Genomic DNA, 17,304 nt, shown 5'->3' on the forward strand with positions numbered 1-17,304 from the left:
AGATCGCATAATAAGATTGAAGTATTTATACAAATATTCAATCTTTACTAAAAGAAAAGAACCTATGTCGTTACAAACGTATAGGAAATAAGAAATATTAAGAAGGTGGGAATGTTCATGAAAGAAAAATTTTACTGTCCTTGGCTAAATCTCTGTCTTTTAACAAAGGAACAGAGAGAAATTTTAACACTTAATTATTCCCGTTGGATAAATAAGGCGATTACAAGTACAGAGTTTGCCAAATTATTGAATTTAAATAAGCAATTATTTAGAGAAGTTATTCAAGAGTATGACGCAATGGTGTAATTCATGGAATTTATCTCTAAATTAAAAGAATCACGGTTTAATTTTACATGCTTGCGCATGCATGTTTATTGTTTGCATTTCTTTTTTTCTATGTTAGATTATGTTAAGGCGAAGAGTGAGACAATAAGGGCAATTATATCACTAAATTAAAGAGTAGTACTTTTGATATTTAGTTATCACTAACAAATGTTATAATAACTAGATGACAAAGTAAAAAGGTTATCAACCATAAAAAAATCGTATAAAATTCCCCCTTAAATTTTTAATAAACTAAATTAGAAAAGGGGAGATTAAGACTTGAAGATATGCGAGAAAGGGTTATGATTATTGACTTCAGTACTATGTCATTAAAATAGAAATGGGTGGAATGCGTATGAAAAATAATCAAGAAATCGAGCTTTTAAATACTTGGTTATCTATTACCAATATTCAATCGAATATTAATCATGAATTAGAAATGGTTTTGCAAGAAAACTATAATTTATCATTAAAAGAATTTTATGTTCTTTATTTTTTATCTCAAACAGATGATAAAAAATTGAGGTTACAGCAACTGCAAGAGATGATAGGCTTAAGTCAAAGTGCACTCTCAAGATTAGTAGGTAGACTTGAAGCAAAAAGTTGTGGGGCTTTACAACGGCATATATGTGAAGACGATCGTAGAGGAATTTATACACGTTTAACCCCATTAGGCGAAGAAAAGCTAGACAGGGCTTTACAGACTTTTTATCAAGTGCTTCAGTCCATTCTAGGAAAAGAACATCTTCAACGGGAGTTTCACTTTTTAATGGGAAAAATATAATGTGAAGCTGTTATAAGTTAAAATCATCATTATAAATTATGAGTGTGCGCATGCATTTTGTTTTGTTATTCTTTAAATTTATATTGCGTATGAGTTTTTAAGTTGACAAAGGTAAATAGCATATGTAAATTATGTGTGCGCATGCATTTTACTTTGTTATTCTTTAAATTCATATTGCGTATGAAGTTTTTAAGTTGACAAAAATAAATAACATATGTAATTATATGTGTGTGCATACATTTATATTGTTGTTTTTAAATTTATATTATAGATTTAAAGGTTGACAATATGAAATATTCCATGTAAATTACATGCATGTGCATACATTTAGTTGATTTATGAATCATAATCACATAAATTGCTTTCGATGAGGCACTATATAACTTGGCTAAAATCGAAAATTTAATCAAAAGGAGTTTTTAGAATGGATCAACATTTATTTAGTTCTTATAAGTTCAAAGGTTTAGAATTAAAAAACCGAGTTGTGATGTCTCCAATGTGTCAATATTCAGTTGAAAAGAAAGATGGTATTGCTACAGATTGGCATTACCTACACTATGTAAACCGAGCAATCGGAGGTGCTGGTTTTATTATGATCGAGATGACAGATGTAGAACCAGATGGACGTATTTCAGACTATGATTTAGGATTATGGTCAGATGAACAGATTCCTGCTCTAGCACGCATTGTGGAAGCTTGTCACCGTTATGGAGCAAAAGTGGGTATCCAAATTGCTCACGCTGGTCGTAAAGCAGAAGACGCAGAAGTACCAGTTGCTCCTTCAGCCATTCCATTTGATGAGAAATCAAAAACACCAAGAGCTCTTTCAACAGATGAAGTCAAAGAAATGGTTGAAAAGTTTCGTAAGGCTGTACAACGTGCTGTAAAAGCAGGGTTCGATGCCATTGAAATTCATGGAGCTCATGGTTATTTAATCCATCAATTCCATTCTCCTTTAACAAATAAACGCGAAGATGAGTATGGAAAAGACCTTACAAAGTTTGGTCGAGAAATTATTGAAGCAGCGAAAGCTGAAATCCCAGAAGATATGCCATTAATGATGCGTATTTCTGCTAAAGAATATGTTGAAGGTGGATATGACATCAACGGAAGTATTGAATTTGCGAAAGAATACCAAAAAGCAGGAGTAGATATCTTTGACATCTCTTCAGGTGGGGAAGGACCGATTGCTGCTTGGGGAAAACCTGGTACACATGCAGCTTACCAAGTACCATTAGCTAGAGAAATTAAGAAAGCTCTTGGTATTCCGGTGATTGCAGTGGGAAGATTAGATGACCCTGCATTGGCAAATGCTGTAATCGGAAATAAAGAAGCAGACCTTGTAGCTGTTGGCCGAGGCATGTTACGTAACCCTCACTGGGCATTAGAAGCTGCAACTACATTGAAAAAAGAGACGACTGTGCCTAAACAGTACGCAGATGGTTTTAGAAGATAATTTGAGATGAGAAACTAGAGGAGGAGTATAAAAAATGTCATATATTCAAGATAAAGTAGTCATTATTACAGGATCTTCAAGTGGGATTGGGGAAGCAACAGCGATTCATCTTGCAAAGAATGGAGCTTCGGTCGTTCTAGCTGCTAGAAATGAAGAGAAACTAAAAAATATAGCAGATCGAATTAACAAAGAAGGGGGAACGGCCTCTTATAAGGTAACAGATGTTACGAATAAAGAAGACGTTCAATCTCTCGTAGACTTTACAGTGGATAAATTCGGACGCGTAGATACCTTAATTAACAGTGCAGGAATGATGTTGTTCTCCATGTGGGATAACGCACATGTAGACGAATGGGAAACGATGATTGACCTTAACATAAAAGGTGTGCTGTATGGAGTAGTTGCAGTCCTTCCTCATATGAAGAAACAAGGAAGTGGACAGATCATTAATGTCGGTTCCATTGCTGGTCATGCGATTGGTGAAGGTCATGGTGTGTATAGCTCTACGAAGTATGCAGTAAGAGCCATTACTGAAAGTCTACGTAAAGAGGTATCAGTCAAACATAATATTCAAGCTGTTTTAGTCTCACCAGGTGTTATTGCAACTAATTGGCAGGATACAGTGACAGACAAAGATGTAAAAGGCGTTCTAGAAGAGCTGAATGAGGTAGCTATTGACGTAGAGTATGTAGCTGAAACCATTGGATTTGTGGTAAATAAGCCAGCGAACGTTATGATTAACGATGTAATTGTGACACCTACAGCTCAAGAGTGGTAATTAAGTAATTTGTAAGAAAGACTTCTGATGACAAAAGTAAAGAAAGATAATTAGCCATACTTGATTTAGTCTATCAGAATGAGACAATAAGTTTTACACTTATAGTTTTACTAAATTGAAGAGGGTAAAATTATATTAATATGGTCAGACCATATTAATATAATTTTTATCATGATGAAATAAACACTAATTCAAACTAATTTTCAGGGGGGTTCTTTTAATGAAGGTATTGGTAGTAGGAGCGAATGGTCGAGTAGGTTCGTATCTTGTTGATAAATTAGTTGAAAATGGACATTTTGTTTACGCAGGAACGAGAAGAGATAACCTCACAAGCAATTCGAGCAATATTCGTTATGTCCATATAGATTTATTAGCTAGCGCTGACGTAATAGCTGAAAATATGTATGACGCAGAAGTTATTTTCTTTGTGGCTGGTTCTAGAGGAAAAGATTTGTTAAAAATTGACTTAAATGGTGCTGTCAATGTGATGCGTGCTGCTGAAAGCAAGAACATAAAAAGATTTATTATGCTTAGTTCCGTATTTTCTCTTGAACCAGACAAGTGGGACCAGACTTTTCTAAAAGATTTAACAAACTATAATATTGCCAAACATTTTGCTGATCAATCGCTAATTAATAATACCAAGCTAGACTATACAATCTTACAGCCTGGCGTTTTAAAAGAGGAGCCTGGATCTGGAACAATAGATGTCAATATTGATCACCCTGGTGAAAATGCTATAGAAAATGTAGTGGACACGTTAGTTCAAATTGTACAAGATCGTAATACTATTGGAAAAGTCATCACAATGAAAGATGGTAAAACTCCTATAGCAGAAGCCTTGCGAAATTTATAAGAATAGCTTTTCTAGGTTCTAATCAAATAAAACGAGCCTGAATTAAAAAACCTGATTACCGTTAAATAGACTATATATAACTTAAAGGAGATTGAGGAGAAAATGAGCAAAACACCAATAAAAGATTCCGATGAGATCATTACAGTAGTGAATAAGTATATTGAAGGCCTTATTTCAGGTGACAAAGAAGTAGTAAAGCAAGCTTTTCATAAAGATGCAACTATGTACGGTTACAACACAACTGATGGCTTTCTAGGAGGATCTATTAATAACTTATGGGGATTTATGGATAAAGCTGGTCCTGCAAAGAATCTGAAATCAAGAGTTGATATTCTAGATGTTGAAGGAACAATTGCTTCTGTTCGTGTAAGTTTAGAAAACGATGCATATGGTGAATCATACACTGATTTTCATCAATTACTTAAACTAGATGGTGAATGGATCATTATTTCAAAACTATTCCACCTTCACTCGTGAAAAATAGTTTCTAAGAGGAGTGATAAGCCCGTTAAAACTTGCTTTCTGCAGATTTAACGGGCTTGTTATTTTATTTAGCTTATGTAAATCTTGATAACATTAGATATAAAATACAATTTTTGGTTAAATAAATATGAAAAGTATGGAAATGTGGAGGAGGAAAATATTGATTTACCTAGTATGGAAATTTTTCTGTTCTACCCCATTTTTAATCTAGGCTTATTTTAAAGGATGAGGCAATAAAAACTCTTTAAATTATAATTACTAGAACTTAAATCTTATCAAAAAAAGAGAAGTTTAAATTTAATTTATTAAGGAGATGGGAATATGAATAATCAAAATTTAACACTACATACGGACAAATATCAGTTAAATATGGTCTATGCACACTGGAAGCTAAATCGTCACAATAATGTACGGGTATTTGATACATATTTCTTCATTTAATATTTTGAAACAGAATCAAATATAACGTCCGTAAACGTATACTTTATTGAACACTCCTTGAGCACCAATGGGGTGCTTTTTTAATTTGTTCTGGAAAAATCCATTGCGTAAAGTGAATTTTTTATGAACTAAAGGGTTTAAGACTTACAAGCAAGAATTTTCCTTATAAGTAATCTTAAATTAGATGATAAGGAGAAATATATGAAGCTTTATGGTGATTTTCAAAAAGAAGATTGGTTGAAGGTACTTCGTATACCAGAGAAAAACGTACCTGGCTCATTTATTATTCATGGAGAATGGGGATTTGAGGATAACTTAAACTTATGGAGAGAGATCTTATGTGAAGAGCTTCTTGTACCTAAATGGAACACTTTAGTTGGAAAATATAAAAACCTAAATATAGGATATGCAAATGTATATGGAAGTCCTATGGCGTCTAATATTGTACATCAGTTTGCCTGTAGTGGTACTGAAATATTTATACAAACTGGCTACTTTGGTGGACTATCTTCAGAAGTTAGATATGGGGACATCCTAATTGTTACAGCTGCTGAAATGAAGGATGGTGTCTCTCAATGGTACTTGCCGGAACAAATAGTTGTAGAGTCAAATAAGGAATTAGTGGAAGCTGCTTGTGAATATTGTGAGAGGAAAGACTATAGATATGTTACAGGCACCGTTGTCAGTATGAGTGCTATGCTCCTTGAAACGCATGAGATGGTAAAAGAGTGGGCTTTAAAAGGTTATGATGGAGTAGATATGGAAACAGCTACTACCTTAGCAATTGCCCATAAATTCAATAAAAAGGCTATTGGTTTATTGAATTTATCGGATCATATTATAAATGGAGATACGTTATACTCATACACTAGGGATAGAGAGTTGATAGAGGCTGAAACGGACAAGGCTATTCGAGATGTTGCTTTATATTTAAGTGAAAAATTTAAAGGTAGACAGACACTCTAAATAAGTTTTTCAAAGAATATATTTTTACTAAAGACAAAGGAGGGAAAAAATGATAATAGGCAATGAAAAGTTAGAGATTCGAGAACTTCTGGAATCGGATAAACTTTTTTTGATAAAGTGGCTAAACGACCCCCTGATCCTTCAATATTATGAAGGGCGTGACAATCCTCATGATACTGAAATGGTTAATCAAAATTTCTATCAACAAGAGGATAATGTTACATGCTGCATCATAGAGTTTGAACAAAAAGCTATTGGTTATATTCAATTCTATCCCTTAGATTCTCAAGAGAAAAAAGAATATGGATATGGCGACTTAGATGATATATATGGAACAGATCAGTTTATCGGGGAGATAGATTATTGGGACAAAGGAATTGGAACACGCTTAATGAAATTAATGATTGATTACTTAATGTATAAGAAGCATTCAGAAAAAATTGTACTAGACCCGCAAGCATGGAACCAAAGAGCAATAGCATGTTATGAAAAATGTGGTTTTCAAAAGGTTAAATACCTTCCCAAGCATGAATATCATGAGGGGGAACTTAGAGACTGTTGGTTAATGGAGTATAGTAAATAGAGCGTATGGAATTAGTATTCTATGCGCTTTTTAATTACAGTAATACGTTTTACGTTAAGTAAATGTTTGAAAGAGGAAGACAGACTAGTCCTCTAGAAAATGAAAGGAAAGTTTTTTTATTGGAATTCATCTTAAATCTGGAGGATTACATATGTCATTTGAAAAATGTAAGTACATCACCTCTCTTTTATCTGGTTTTGACAAACCTTGGTTTTTTGCTGGCGGTTGGGCTATCGATCTTTTTATTGGCAGGGAGACAAGAACCCACGAAGATATAGAAATTGCATTATACCGAAAAGACCAATTAAAAATAAAGGCCTATTTAAAAGAATGGGATTTCAAAAAGGTCGTTAAGGGAGAGTTCTACCTCTGGAAAAATGAATTCTTAGAGCTCCCTATTCATGAAATACATGCTTTTAATAATAGAAATAAAGATATTATGGAAATACTCCTTAATGAAACAACTGAAGGTAACTGGCTATTTAGAAGGAATTTTAAAATATCGTATCCTCTTAATTCATTATGGAGTTATTCTAATGAAGGTATGCCGTACTTAAATCCTGAAATTACTCTTTTATATAAAACAAAGAATACAAGGGAGAAAGATCATGATGATTTTATTACTGTTAAAGACTTTCTTAGTGAAAAACAAAAAGAATGGCTTAAGAATGTAATCACATTACAAGAGCCAAACCATAAATGGATTGATTTATTATAGTAATTGAAAAAGGATTACTACTAAGAGTGAGCTAAAGGTATATCTCAAAACTGGGGGGCATTGGCATGTTAGGATTAGAACGTGGTTTAGTAAAACTCGAACCTTATGATTATAATTGGCTTATATTATTTGATAAGGAGAGGGAGTTACTATCTTCTCAATTAAAAGGGCTTATTATAAAAATTGAACACGTCGGAAGTACATCAATTGAAGGCCTCTTTGCTAAACCAATCATTGATATTGCGATTGGTGTTAGTTCTTTGGATAAGGTTATAAAAATAAGAGAAAAAGTAAAGGGAATTGGATACCTTGAGGTTCCCGTAAGTATAGATGGCAAACACGTATTTGCAAAGAATAAAGAAAATAAGATCACTCATTTTTTACATATAATGATATATAATCATGATTTATGGAAGGATCAAATTTCCTTCAGAGATTATTTAAGGTCCTTTCCAGATGCAAAGATGGAGTATGTAAAACTAAAAGAAGAACTTACAAATAAATATCCTAATGATGTTGTTTCATACACAAATGAAAAAAAGGAGTTTATGGACAACATATTAAAAAGGGCAAAGGAATTGGGATGAAAGAAATTAATTCTATTAGGATTGATCCAACAATAAAAAGGCTGTTATCTTATGCGACTTCAGAAGAGAAGATTGATGAAGAATATAATAAATACATTTGTTCGCCAAACCGAAAATTATATAGTGGTGGAGTTAATGGAGAAATAATTAGTTGTATAGGAGTTGAAATTCATAATTCCAGAGATGGTGTAATAAAACACATTGCTGTTTTACCAAAAGAAAGAGGAAGTGGAATGGGAAGTAGCATGATTAGATTTATCTGTAAGGAACATAATCTAAATTCAATTTCGGCTGAGACCGATAAAGATGCAGTATTGTTTTATGCTAACTTTGGTTTTCGCATAACTAGCTTGGGTGAAAAGTATCCTGGAGTGGAACGCTTTTTATGTGAGCTTGATTTGAAATGAATTCTTTAAGGTGACTTAGTGCCAGTAATGTCTGTTATGGTAACTTATAAATAATGATAGTAGTAAAACTAGGAATAATGATTTTTTAAAGGAGAGATCCTTCTTGTTAGAAAATTATCTTGGTAAAGAGGTAGTTGTAAAAGTAGATAGACCTTTGGGGTCAAAGCATCCAACGTATAATTATATTTATCCTTTGAATTATGGTTACATCCCTGGAACAAAGGCTACCGATGGCGAAGAGGTTGATGCTTATATATTAGGGGAAGCTCATTCTTTAGACCAATATAAAGGCATTGTAATAGGGATAGTACACAGAAAAAACAATATAGAAGATAAGCTTATTGTATCTAATAAAAGCTTTTCTTTAGAAGAGATTCAACAAGTCTTACACTTTCAGGAGCAGTACTTTAATACCGAAATTATTATGAACAGAGGCTTCTTATAAGGAGTCTTTTTTTATTAATACCGATAAAATTATATAAGTAAATAAGAACTTACTTTTGTTCTTTTTATTGTTTTATCATTTACACTTAGTGACTGTACAAATACAAGAAAAGCCCTCAAAATTAATTGAGGGCTTTTCTTACATGTGTGGTTGATCATAGCTGCATTTAATAGTTGATAAAAGTGAAATATATACATGTACATATATAAAATATAGTATTAGGTTATAATTTGTCCAGTCAAAAGGTAAGCAAAATAAAAAGCTATCTCTGCACTGGCACGTGATGTAGAGATAGCCTTTTAAAGGGTCTCCCCTTGGATAGCTGAGAAGTGAACAAACACATCTTCTCCACCTTCACGCTCGATAAATCCAAAACCTTTGTCACCATTAAACCATTTCACTTTACCTTGTTCCATTTTTACTTCCTCCTACAATATAGAAAATAAACTAGATGATAATTAAATCTAGCTTATTTTCTATATTATCTGAATGAAGGTATTTTAAACTTAAATTATTATATTGATTGATCTTTGGAGTTAGTATAGTTTTATGGACACCATTTAATTAAGTCTTTTATTGTTCCAAATGGAACGTAAACGTGCAGGCAAAAAATACAATGATGATTTTAAGAAAACCATTGTGGATTTATCCTATGCGGGAAACTCGGTTAAAGATTTAAGCAGCGAATATGGCGTCTCAGAAGTAATAATCTATAAATGAGCGAAGGCATTTAAGCCTATCAATTCAGAAGAAGGCTCTCCAACGCCGAAAGAATTAGCTGAGATTCAGAAGGAAAACCTTCCGTTAAAACATGAATTAGATATTCTAAAAAAGGCTATGGCCATATCCGCGAAAAAGTAATAGAAGCAGAGCTCCACCATTATAGCGCTCTTCAGTAATCTAAAGCTTTAATGATTAAAAACCTTTCTCTCGTATCATAATAATTTCGAGGTGAAAGACATGTATAAATTGTTATCACATACGGATTTAGATGGAGTTGGATGCGGAATTTTAGCAAAGTTAGCTTTTGGAGACCGAATAAAAATTCGTTATAACTCTATTGCATCACTTAACCGTGAAGTAGAATGGTTTTTAGAAAATGAAGAAAGAAACACACATTTATTTATTACAGATTTATCAGTAAACGAAGAGAATGAAAAAAGACTTGAAGAATTTTACCAAACAGGAGGAAAAGTCCAACTGCTTGACCATCACAAAACAGCTCTTCATTTTAACGAATATGAATGGGGACACGTTATCGTGGAAGATAACGAAGGAAATTTAGCCTCAGGAACGTCCTTGTTTTATGAATATCTTATAGAAAATGAGCTTATACAGACTTCAGATGCTGTTAATGAATTTGTAGAACTAGTAAGACAGTATGATACTTGGGAATGGGAAAAGAACAATAACCAAGAGGCACATAGGCTAAATGCCCTCTTCTTTTTAATATCTATTGACGAGTTTGAAGAAAAAATGGTTAACAGGCTTCAAAACAATGACCACTTCTTTTTTGACGAGTTTGAACAAAAGATATTAGATATGGAAGAAGATAAAGTAGAGCGTTATATTCGTCGAAAAAGACGAGAATTGGTGCAAACCTCTATAGGTGACTATTTAGCAGGAATTGTGTACGCGGAATCGTATCATTCAGAACTTGGAAATGAATTAGGAAAAGAATATCCTCATCTTGATTACATTGCCATGTTGAATATGGGAGGAAAGAGAATTAGTCTTCGAACTATTCATGATCATGTCGATGTATCGGAAGTTGCTGGTCACTATGGAGGCGGAGGTCATGCCAAAGCTGCTGGATGTTCTTTAACTAATGAGGCTTATAACCAGTTTGTAACGGATACATTTCATCTGGATCCTGTGCGAGAGGATGCAAAGAGAAACCGATATAATTTAAAAGAATCTTCATATGGTTCTCTCTACGAGACTCAAAATGAGGATATGTTCCTTATTTCTCTACAGAATGAGGATGAATGGATTGTTGAAAATAGCAAAGGATTATCAATTCATACATTTAAAAGTTTTAAGGAAGCCGAAACCTTTTTAAAAAGGAATTATGCAGCTTGGTTAGTAAGAGATGATATCTTTGTAAAATATTTACTAAAGTATATAAAGAAACTAAAGCAGGGAGAATAAGCACCAATACATGTTTTAATAATTTAATGTATGAAAGATTTAGTAGAAGGAATACAATTAAAGATGGGCTGAATGAAGCTATAGTAAATGAATCTATAAAAGATAATTATAAGGTTCTATCCGATTTAATGGTTATTGGACATCAGGAATAAATTTAGTGAAGAATATGATGTTTGGGAAGTCAATGAAAAGGATTTTAAAGAAAAAATAAAGCCTGTTTGATTTTTTATATCAAGCAGGCTTTATTTTTTCTTCTGGAAAAGTATACGTTTACGGACGATATATTTAAATCTATTACAAGATGTTAAAGTTTAACAAAATAAAAAGCTGCCTCGGAGCGTCAGAAGAGGCAGCTTTTTATAAATTCTTACTACTTTGCTAAATCTCATATAATAATATGCCCTGCGTGAGTAAGGCCTCCTCCGAATCCGTAAAGTAAGAGGATATCTCCATTGATTAACTTTCCATCATTTATCCCTATTTGTAATGCTAATGGAATCGAAACAGATGAGGTATTTCCCATATACTCGACACTAGTTAACGTTTTATCTAACGAAAAGTCTGCTCTTTCACATATGGATTCAATCATTCGTAAATTGGCACTGTGTGGAACAAACCAATCTATTTCATCTTTTTGCAAATTAGCTTCATGTAGTAATTCAGTTATACCTAAGGGGATTGTGCGAGCTGCCCACTTATACACTTCTCTTCCGTTTTGAACCATCTTGCCACTAGAACTTAAAGGTTGTCCATGCATAGTAGTAGATAAATTCGTACGGTATACAGGTTTACCTCCTTTTCCGTTTGCCCCAATGTGAGTAGCTATAAAGCTTGGATGTTCTTTGTCTTTTTCCACTAAAACAGCCGCAGCTCCATCCCCAAATAAGGCACAAGTAGTACGATCTGTATAATCTGTAACCTTTGATAAAGTCTCTGCTGTAACGACTAAAACTTTCTGATGAAGTCCCGATGTAATAAACCCGTTTGCCATATGTAATCCATATGTAAAGCCAGCACAAGTAGCGTTGAAGTCTAGAGCACCTGTTTGAGGAATATCGAAATAGTCTTGTATCTGACTGGCTACACTTGGAAACGCATAGTTAGGTGTTGTTGTTGAAACAACAATACACTCTACATCACTCAACTCTTTCTGATATTGCTCCACTAAGTTTTCAATTGCTTTGATCGCTAAGTTAGAAGAATATTCGTTTTCATCAGCAATTCTTCTTTCCCTCATGCCCGTTCGCTGCACAATCCATTCATCATTTGTATCAACGATTCTTTCTCAATCATCATTAGTAAGCCTTTTTTCTGGTACGTATGTGCCTATTGCTGTAATATGTGCAGTTGAATTCATTATATTCACCCTTCTTTAACACTAAGATATATAAATTGATATTAGTACTAGATACCAATAATGTAAATGATTTCATATGAAAATATTGTAAAATCACCTTTTGAAATTCCCTTGATGACATTTATGTATTCTAATTTAGGTATGGATTCTTTAATATTTACTTATGTAATAAAATAGAATTAAAAAAGGGGAAAAATATACTTATTACTAGTGGTGGATGTATAGAAAAATGGGACGAGGTTAGGGGACACACTAATTTAGCTAAAGGTAAAATAGGAAAAATGATCGCAGAGGAAGTATTAGCACAAGGAGCAACAGTTACATATTTACACGGTTATTTTGCAGAAAAGCCCTCTGGTAAGGATTCAAGGAATTTAAAGTTAGAAAGCTTTGAAGGGATATTAGATCTCCAAGAAAAGATGAAAGCCATTATCTTAAATAAAAAAATAGATGTCGTCATTATGACTGCCGCAGGATCAGATTGGATAGTGGACAAGATGTTGGATCAAGATGGAAACTTTATTTCCCAGAATGGAGAAGTATTACGTTAAATACTCTAACAATAATTCTTTTGTATTATTCCATAAAAGTTGTTGCATAAAAATATCTTCTCCAGGATATATCGGATCAACCTTTGCTCCTGTTCCAACATTAAAGTATCCTCCTGTGACTCTTTCGTATTCGGGATCAAATGCTAAACGAATAATGATATCAGCCCCTCTTTTTGGATTACCGATATTAATTAACTTAAAAAACTTCCCTAATAAAGTAGATAGATGCAGATCTCTGCCAAGTCCAGTATTATTAAAACCAGGATTAATAGCATTGGTAATGACCTTGGTACCAGAAAACTGCCGTGCTAGTTCACCAGTAAACATAATATTTAGAAGTTTTGTTTTCCCATAAATTTCAGATGATCCCCTTACTGTAAATGGAGATATGTCCGTCAAATCATATGGTAACTTCAAATCTCTATGATTTCGGGAGGCTTCTGAAGCAACATTAATAATTTTGCCATTCTCTGCTTTTACTAGAGAATCTTTTAACGTATTTGTAAGTAGCCAAGGTGCTAGATAGTTTACCGCAATCATTTCAGAAAATCCTTCAGAGGTAACGCACTGCTCGAACCTATGGAGTCCAGCATTGTGAATGAGTATATCGATTTTTGAATAATTCTGTTTTATCTCCAGACCCATACGGCGTACATCTTTCATTATCGATAAATCACCAAAATAGAAGTTAACGTCCGTCTCTGGCGAAGCTTCTTTAATTAATTTTTCAGTTGCTTTAGCTCGCTCTTTGTTACGGGCAGTCAACACTAAATGTGCTCTACGTTTTGCCATTTCAATTGCGGCAATCTGACCGATACCACTGGTAGCCCCAGTCATTACAATTAATGGACACTTAGACATGATCTATTCTCCTTTTATTAACTTGACATAGTATAAGCAACCTAATATATTTGACATATATCAACTATATTAAGTTACTTGTTTGATATATGTCAACTATTTTCGTGTTAAGAAGGAGAAACAATGGATATTAATAATTTTGACTTAAGAGAAAATCTGAAGTTAGCTCTTGGTGAACAGCTCAATGCATTAATTAGCGAAGCACATGCACTTAACGTCAAAACTGCATCTGCATTTGATGAAACTATGCATGCAGCAGCCTTTGTGGTGGTTCGTTGGTTATATTCTCATGGTCCTACTAATGCCACGAATTTAGCTGAATCAACTGCTATGGACCGCAGCTCTATCAGTAGACTTATTAGGCAATTGAGAAATCAAGGATATGTAAAGAGCGAAAGAGATTCTAAAGACCGTCGAGGAGTACTATTATCCTTAACTGAACTAGGTCATGAAAAAACCATAAAAGCACTAAAAGAAAAAGAATCGATTTTTTACGAACGTATTTCACGTTTAACTGATACAGAATTAAAAGCATATATTGAAATGCTAAAAAAACTAACGATACAAAGCCCATAAGAGTTCCTTTTTTGATGGGATGCTGGAATAAACATTATGTTAACTAAACATGTATAGCATATACAGGTTAAAAACAGAAAAAACTACTGGAACGGAGGGAACCAGTAGTTTTTTCGCTGTTGATTAATTGGGTTTTATGAGATGATGCCCCGTTTCTTCTTGAGTAGTTCGCTCAAATAGTTGGACGTTATTCAAAATGGACAATTTATTTAATTAACGTTCAATTGCTGGAGATTCTGTTTTCTTTTCTTTTCTAGTACTCTTAAGATTGTACGTATTCATAAAGATACCAACGCATATCAAAAATGATCCAACAACAATACTAATTGTTATATTTTCCTCGAGCTGCAGCCATCCAAATACAATACCTAATATGGGAACAAACATTAATGCCATCGAGGCTTTCGAAGCATTTATTTTTTTAAGTACCCAAAACCACACTACGAATGTAAAGGCAGTGGAAAACAAACCATTAAACAATAATGATAAAAGTGCTTTATTAGACCATTCGATTGAATAACTTGGTTCTAATATTAAAGAGAGAATGAATAAGAATAATGCTCCTATAATAAGTTGCCAAGCATTCATATGAATAACATCTATGTTTTTAAATCTAATTTTGCTAAAAACATTAGCTAATCCCCAACTAAGGGCTGAAAGTAAAATTAATAATTCTCCGAATATCACTTTTGTATCAGGATTAGTAATTTCTAGTCCTAAAATAAATAAAAGACCTAGTAGGCCAAAAATCAATCCAACCATTTTATAAATATTAATTTTCTCATCTAGTTTGAAGTGACTAATGATTGTGACAAATATAGGCATTGTATATACTAAAACAGACGTTTTTCCTGAATCTACAAATTGCATACCATAAGTAAGAATAGCCATATATCCTAATGACATTAACAAACTCATGATGAGATAGCTTTTAAAATTTTCTTTGTCTACAAAGAGTCTCTTTCTTTGAATGATTAAAATGATAAATAAAGGAATTGCCCCTATTAATAAACGTAAAGATGAAAATAAAAACGGGGGGATGTCACTAATTGCTATTTTCATTGTAACCCATGTATATCCCCAAATAAGAGTAACAGAGATTATTCCCGAAAAAACTTTAAACATAATATGTTCTCCTTTCTTTTATATGTAATTACATAGTATGGTACAATTTCATATAACTCTAATACATTATTTTTAATAAGGTGATAACTAAATGGTTATGAACATGAACAATCTAGAATTATTTATGAAAGTCGCAGAAAAAATGAGTATTACAGAAGCTTCTAAAGAACTATTTATTTCACAACCAGCAGTAAGTAAAGCAGTAAAGAGTTTAGAAACAGACTTAAATGTCAAATTATTTATCAGGGATAAAAAAAATGGATTAATGCTTACTGAAATAGGAAAAGAAATTTTGGTATTGGCTAGACAAATGAAAGGTATCGAGAACAAAATATATCAAGTCGCTAATCAAGAAAATAAACTTCTTAGTGGGAAAGTTAAAGTGGGTTCTTTTCCTGCTGCATCAACAACTATTTTACCTAAGACTCTTGCATTATTTAGGGAAAAATATCCACTTGTAAATATAGAATTAATAGAAGGGACTTCCAATCAAATTAAAAAATGGGTTGAGGATCGAACTGTTGATATGGGGATAGTTGCATCTCCTTTTGAACCATATGAATATAAAATACTAAATAAAGATCATATGCTGGCAATAATTCCTGATAACCATAGCTTAAGTCAAGAAAAAAGTGTTAATTTGAAAAAACATCAAGATGATATCATCTTTTGTAAAGGAGGACACGAGCTTGCTATTTCAAAAACATTTGAAACAAATAATATTAAGTTTAAAGAAAGCCTGACAGTTCAAAGTGCTGAAACCTTGATTAGTATGGTCAAAAACAATTTAGGTATAGGAATTATTTCGAATTTCACGCTCTCTTCGGTGTCTCATAATTTAATCATAAAAGATATTAGTCCAAAAATAACTCGCCATATTGGTATAATTACACATGCTTTTAATGAAGTAACGCCTGCAACCAAAGAATTTATTGAAATTATGCTCTCTTCCTATAAGAGTGATCATGTAAACTAACTTTTTATAAAATATACATTTTCTTACTCAACTAATAAGACAATTTGTTATAGTAAGTTTATAAAATTAGGGGGGAAAGAGATGGGTATCAAATTAGCATCTAAAAATGACCTTCAATGGGTAAATGAGCAGTACTCAACAATAGGGTTTGTTCCAAGTAATCTGGAGCGAGATAAAGTAGCAATTGTAACATATAAAGGTAAATACGCAGGTGTAGGACGTATAGTTAAAATTGATGAGAATAATATAGAAATAGGTGGTATTTACATCTTACCAGATTTTCGAGGGCGAAATTTAGCTTATGAGCTAGTAACTTTTTTAGTCGAAGAAGCAAAGAGATTTAAAGAACCCAATGTTTATTGCATTCCTTTTGCTGAGCTTCAACATTTCTATAAGAAATGTGGTTTTAAAGAAACTAACTTACAAAATGATAATATAGATGACGTAATACGCTCAAAGTATAAATGGTGCCTGAATGAATATAAAAAGAAAGTGTTATTACTTAAATTATAATACTTATTTTTCTGTTTCCATATACCTTACTTAAATAATAAAAAGCCTTTAATAAAGGGCTTTTTTGTTTAGTTCCGGAAAGAGACATTATGTAAACCTACATCTTGCATGTAGGTTTTTGATTTTGTTAAAAAATATCGTTGATTTCTTTGGTAAAACAGCACAGGATTGTCAACCTTATTCAAGGGTTTTAGAGTTTTAACTCTTATTCATCGAACAGTCATATATTTAGGTATAAAGCTCAATGAACAGTTATATTTATATGCGAAAAGAAATAGATTTGATAGAGTGACAAAGGGATTTCAAGCATGAATAACAACAGAAAATTTGTAGAACATATAGAGCTGATAAAAAAGTAAAGAGAGG

General features: G+C 32.9%; 18 protein-coding genes and 3 pseudogenes. 17 read left to right on the forward strand and 4 right to left on the reverse strand.

From position 1 onward, the window contains the following. The first annotated feature begins 117 nt into the window (after positions 1-117). The 12 genes from M3225_RS18350 (at position 118) to M3225_RS18405 (ending at position 8,828) form a co-directional block, all read left to right on the forward strand. Entirely contained in the window at positions 118-306 is a 189-nt protein-coding gene (locus M3225_RS18350; protein WP_098287756.1) for a hypothetical protein, read from the forward strand. A 373-nt stretch (positions 307-679) separates the two neighbouring features. Continuing rightward, positions 680-1,108 carry a MarR family winged helix-turn-helix transcriptional regulator gene (locus M3225_RS18355; protein WP_251395997.1) on the forward strand — a complete coding sequence of 143 codons (429 nt, stop codon included), beginning with the start codon at positions 680-682 and terminating at the stop codon, positions 1,106-1,108. Between the two features lie 424 nt (positions 1,109-1,532). Then, complete coding sequence (locus M3225_RS18360) at positions 1,533-2,564, forward strand: NADH:flavin oxidoreductase/NADH oxidase (protein ID WP_251395999.1); 1,032 nt, start codon at positions 1,533-1,535, stop codon at positions 2,562-2,564. A gap of 34 nt (positions 2,565-2,598) precedes the next feature. Next, entirely contained in the window at positions 2,599-3,342 is a 744-nt protein-coding gene (locus tag M3225_RS18365; protein ID WP_251396000.1) for an SDR family oxidoreductase, read from the forward strand. Positions 3,343-3,562: 220 nt separating this feature from the next. Beyond that, a complete protein-coding gene (locus tag M3225_RS18370) occupies positions 3,563-4,198 on the forward strand; it encodes an NAD(P)H-binding protein (protein WP_251396001.1) in 636 nt (211 codons plus the stop codon). Between the two features lie 102 nt (positions 4,199-4,300). Further along, positions 4,301-4,675 carry a nuclear transport factor 2 family protein gene (locus M3225_RS18375; protein WP_251396002.1) on the forward strand — a complete coding sequence of 125 codons (375 nt, stop codon included), beginning with the start codon at positions 4,301-4,303 and terminating at the stop codon, positions 4,673-4,675. 648 nt (positions 4,676-5,323) lie between these two features. After that, entirely contained in the window at positions 5,324-6,088 is a 765-nt protein-coding gene (locus M3225_RS18380) for a phosphorylase family protein (protein ID WP_251396003.1), read from the forward strand. Positions 6,089-6,137: 49 nt separating this feature from the next. Continuing rightward, a complete protein-coding gene (locus M3225_RS18385) occupies positions 6,138-6,671 on the forward strand; it encodes a GNAT family N-acetyltransferase (protein WP_251396004.1) in 534 nt (177 codons plus the stop codon). 151 nt (positions 6,672-6,822) lie between these two features. After that, entirely contained in the window at positions 6,823-7,389 is a 567-nt protein-coding gene (locus M3225_RS18390) for a nucleotidyltransferase domain-containing protein (RefSeq protein ID WP_251396005.1), read from the forward strand. 65 nt (positions 7,390-7,454) lie between these two features. Beyond that, positions 7,455-7,976 carry a GrpB family protein gene (locus M3225_RS18395; RefSeq protein WP_251396007.1) on the forward strand — a complete coding sequence of 174 codons (522 nt, stop codon included), beginning with the start codon at positions 7,455-7,457 and terminating at the stop codon, positions 7,974-7,976. Continuing rightward, a complete protein-coding gene (locus M3225_RS18400) occupies positions 7,973-8,383 on the forward strand; it encodes a GNAT family N-acetyltransferase (protein ID WP_251396009.1) in 411 nt (136 codons plus the stop codon). The genes M3225_RS18395 and M3225_RS18400 overlap by 4 nt, the downstream gene beginning before the upstream one ends. A 103-nt stretch (positions 8,384-8,486) precedes the next feature. Beyond that, a complete protein-coding gene (locus M3225_RS18405; RefSeq protein ID WP_251396011.1) occupies positions 8,487-8,828 on the forward strand; it encodes an inorganic diphosphatase in 342 nt (113 codons plus the stop codon). A 308-nt stretch (positions 8,829-9,136) separates the two neighbouring features. Here M3225_RS18405 and M3225_RS18410 read toward each other — a convergent pair. Next, a pseudogene (locus tag M3225_RS18410) lies at positions 9,137-9,244 on the reverse strand (cold-shock protein); the annotation flags it as partial. 544 nt (positions 9,245-9,788) lie between these two features. Between M3225_RS18410 and M3225_RS18415 the strand changes: the two are divergent. Next, complete coding sequence (locus tag M3225_RS18415) at positions 9,789-10,979, forward strand: DHH family phosphoesterase (protein ID WP_251396013.1); 1,191 nt, start codon at positions 9,789-9,791, stop codon at positions 10,977-10,979. Positions 10,980-11,364: 385 nt separating this feature from the next. On the opposite strand, the pseudogene M3225_RS18420 reads toward M3225_RS18415, so the two are convergent. After that, positions 11,365-12,336: pseudogene (locus M3225_RS18420) on the reverse strand (ketoacyl-ACP synthase III). Between the two features lie 173 nt (positions 12,337-12,509). Between M3225_RS18420 and M3225_RS18425 the strand changes: the two are divergent. Next, positions 12,510-12,878, forward strand: a pseudogene (locus M3225_RS18425) (phosphopantothenoylcysteine decarboxylase domain-containing protein); the annotation flags it as partial. Here the strand turns inward: M3225_RS18425 and M3225_RS18430 are convergent. Continuing rightward, a complete protein-coding gene (locus tag M3225_RS18430; protein ID WP_251396015.1) occupies positions 12,879-13,748 on the reverse strand; it encodes an SDR family NAD(P)-dependent oxidoreductase in 870 nt (289 codons plus the stop codon). It abuts the pseudogene before it with no gap. A gap of 123 nt (positions 13,749-13,871) precedes the next feature. Here M3225_RS18430 and M3225_RS18435 point away from each other — a divergent pair, with 123 nt between their 5' ends. After that, complete coding sequence (locus M3225_RS18435; RefSeq protein ID WP_251396017.1) at positions 13,872-14,324, forward strand: MarR family winged helix-turn-helix transcriptional regulator; 453 nt, start codon at positions 13,872-13,874, stop codon at positions 14,322-14,324. Positions 14,325-14,537: 213 nt separating this feature from the next. Here the strand turns inward: M3225_RS18435 and M3225_RS18440 are convergent, their stop codons facing one another. Then, the gene (locus tag M3225_RS18440; protein WP_251396019.1) at positions 14,538-15,449 is read right to left on the reverse strand and encodes a DMT family transporter; all 912 of its coding nucleotides are present in this window, start codon (positions 15,447-15,449) and stop codon (positions 14,538-14,540) included. A gap of 91 nt (positions 15,450-15,540) precedes the next feature. Here M3225_RS18440 and M3225_RS18445 point away from each other — a divergent pair, with 91 nt between their 5' ends. Together M3225_RS18445 and M3225_RS18450 are read left to right on the forward strand one after the other, a co-directional pair. After that, on the forward strand, positions 15,541-16,425 hold the full coding sequence (locus M3225_RS18445; RefSeq protein ID WP_251396021.1) for a LysR family transcriptional regulator: 885 nt from the start codon (positions 15,541-15,543) through the stop codon (positions 16,423-16,425). Between the two features lie 81 nt (positions 16,426-16,506). Then, positions 16,507-16,938 (forward strand): GNAT family N-acetyltransferase, encoded by a 432-nt coding sequence (locus M3225_RS18450; protein WP_251396023.1) that lies wholly within the window; start codon positions 16,507-16,509, stop codon positions 16,936-16,938. Positions 16,939-17,304 lie beyond the last annotated feature (366 nt).

Source organism: Priestia aryabhattai (genome assembly GCF_023715685.1).
Taxonomy (GTDB): domain Bacteria; phylum Bacillota; class Bacilli; order Bacillales; family Bacillaceae_H; genus Priestia; species Priestia aryabhattai_B.

Coding starts and splice junctions, on each gene's coding strand:
- M3225_RS18350 (WP_098287756.1), top strand. CDS start 118: ATGAAAGAAAAATTTTACTGTCCTTGGCTAAATCTCTGTCTTTTAACA.
- M3225_RS18355 (WP_251395997.1), top strand. CDS start 680: ATGAAAAATAATCAAGAAATCGAGCTTTTAAATACTTGGTTATCTATT.
- M3225_RS18360 (WP_251395999.1), top strand. CDS start 1,533: ATGGATCAACATTTATTTAGTTCTTATAAGTTCAAAGGTTTAGAATTA.
- M3225_RS18365 (WP_251396000.1), top strand. CDS start 2,599: ATGTCATATATTCAAGATAAAGTAGTCATTATTACAGGATCTTCAAGT.
- M3225_RS18370 (WP_251396001.1), top strand. CDS start 3,563: ATGAAGGTATTGGTAGTAGGAGCGAATGGTCGAGTAGGTTCGTATCTT.
- M3225_RS18375 (WP_251396002.1), top strand. CDS start 4,301: ATGAGCAAAACACCAATAAAAGATTCCGATGAGATCATTACAGTAGTG.
- M3225_RS18380 (WP_251396003.1), top strand. CDS start 5,324: ATGAAGCTTTATGGTGATTTTCAAAAAGAAGATTGGTTGAAGGTACTT.
- M3225_RS18385 (WP_251396004.1), top strand. CDS start 6,138: ATGATAATAGGCAATGAAAAGTTAGAGATTCGAGAACTTCTGGAATCG.
- M3225_RS18390 (WP_251396005.1), top strand. CDS start 6,823: ATGTCATTTGAAAAATGTAAGTACATCACCTCTCTTTTATCTGGTTTT.
- M3225_RS18395 (WP_251396007.1), top strand. CDS start 7,455: ATGTTAGGATTAGAACGTGGTTTAGTAAAACTCGAACCTTATGATTAT.
- M3225_RS18400 (WP_251396009.1), top strand. CDS start 7,973: ATGAAAGAAATTAATTCTATTAGGATTGATCCAACAATAAAAAGGCTG.
- M3225_RS18415 (WP_251396013.1), top strand. CDS start 9,789: ATGTATAAATTGTTATCACATACGGATTTAGATGGAGTTGGATGCGGA.
- M3225_RS18430 (WP_251396015.1), bottom strand. CDS start 13,748: ATGTCTAAGTGTCCATTAATTGTAATGACTGGGGCTACCAGTGGTATC.
- M3225_RS18435 (WP_251396017.1), top strand. CDS start 13,872: ATGGATATTAATAATTTTGACTTAAGAGAAAATCTGAAGTTAGCTCTT.
- M3225_RS18440 (WP_251396019.1), bottom strand. CDS start 15,449: ATGTTTAAAGTTTTTTCGGGAATAATCTCTGTTACTCTTATTTGGGGA.
- M3225_RS18445 (WP_251396021.1), top strand. CDS start 15,541: ATGGTTATGAACATGAACAATCTAGAATTATTTATGAAAGTCGCAGAA.
- M3225_RS18450 (WP_251396023.1), top strand. CDS start 16,507: ATGGGTATCAAATTAGCATCTAAAAATGACCTTCAATGGGTAAATGAG.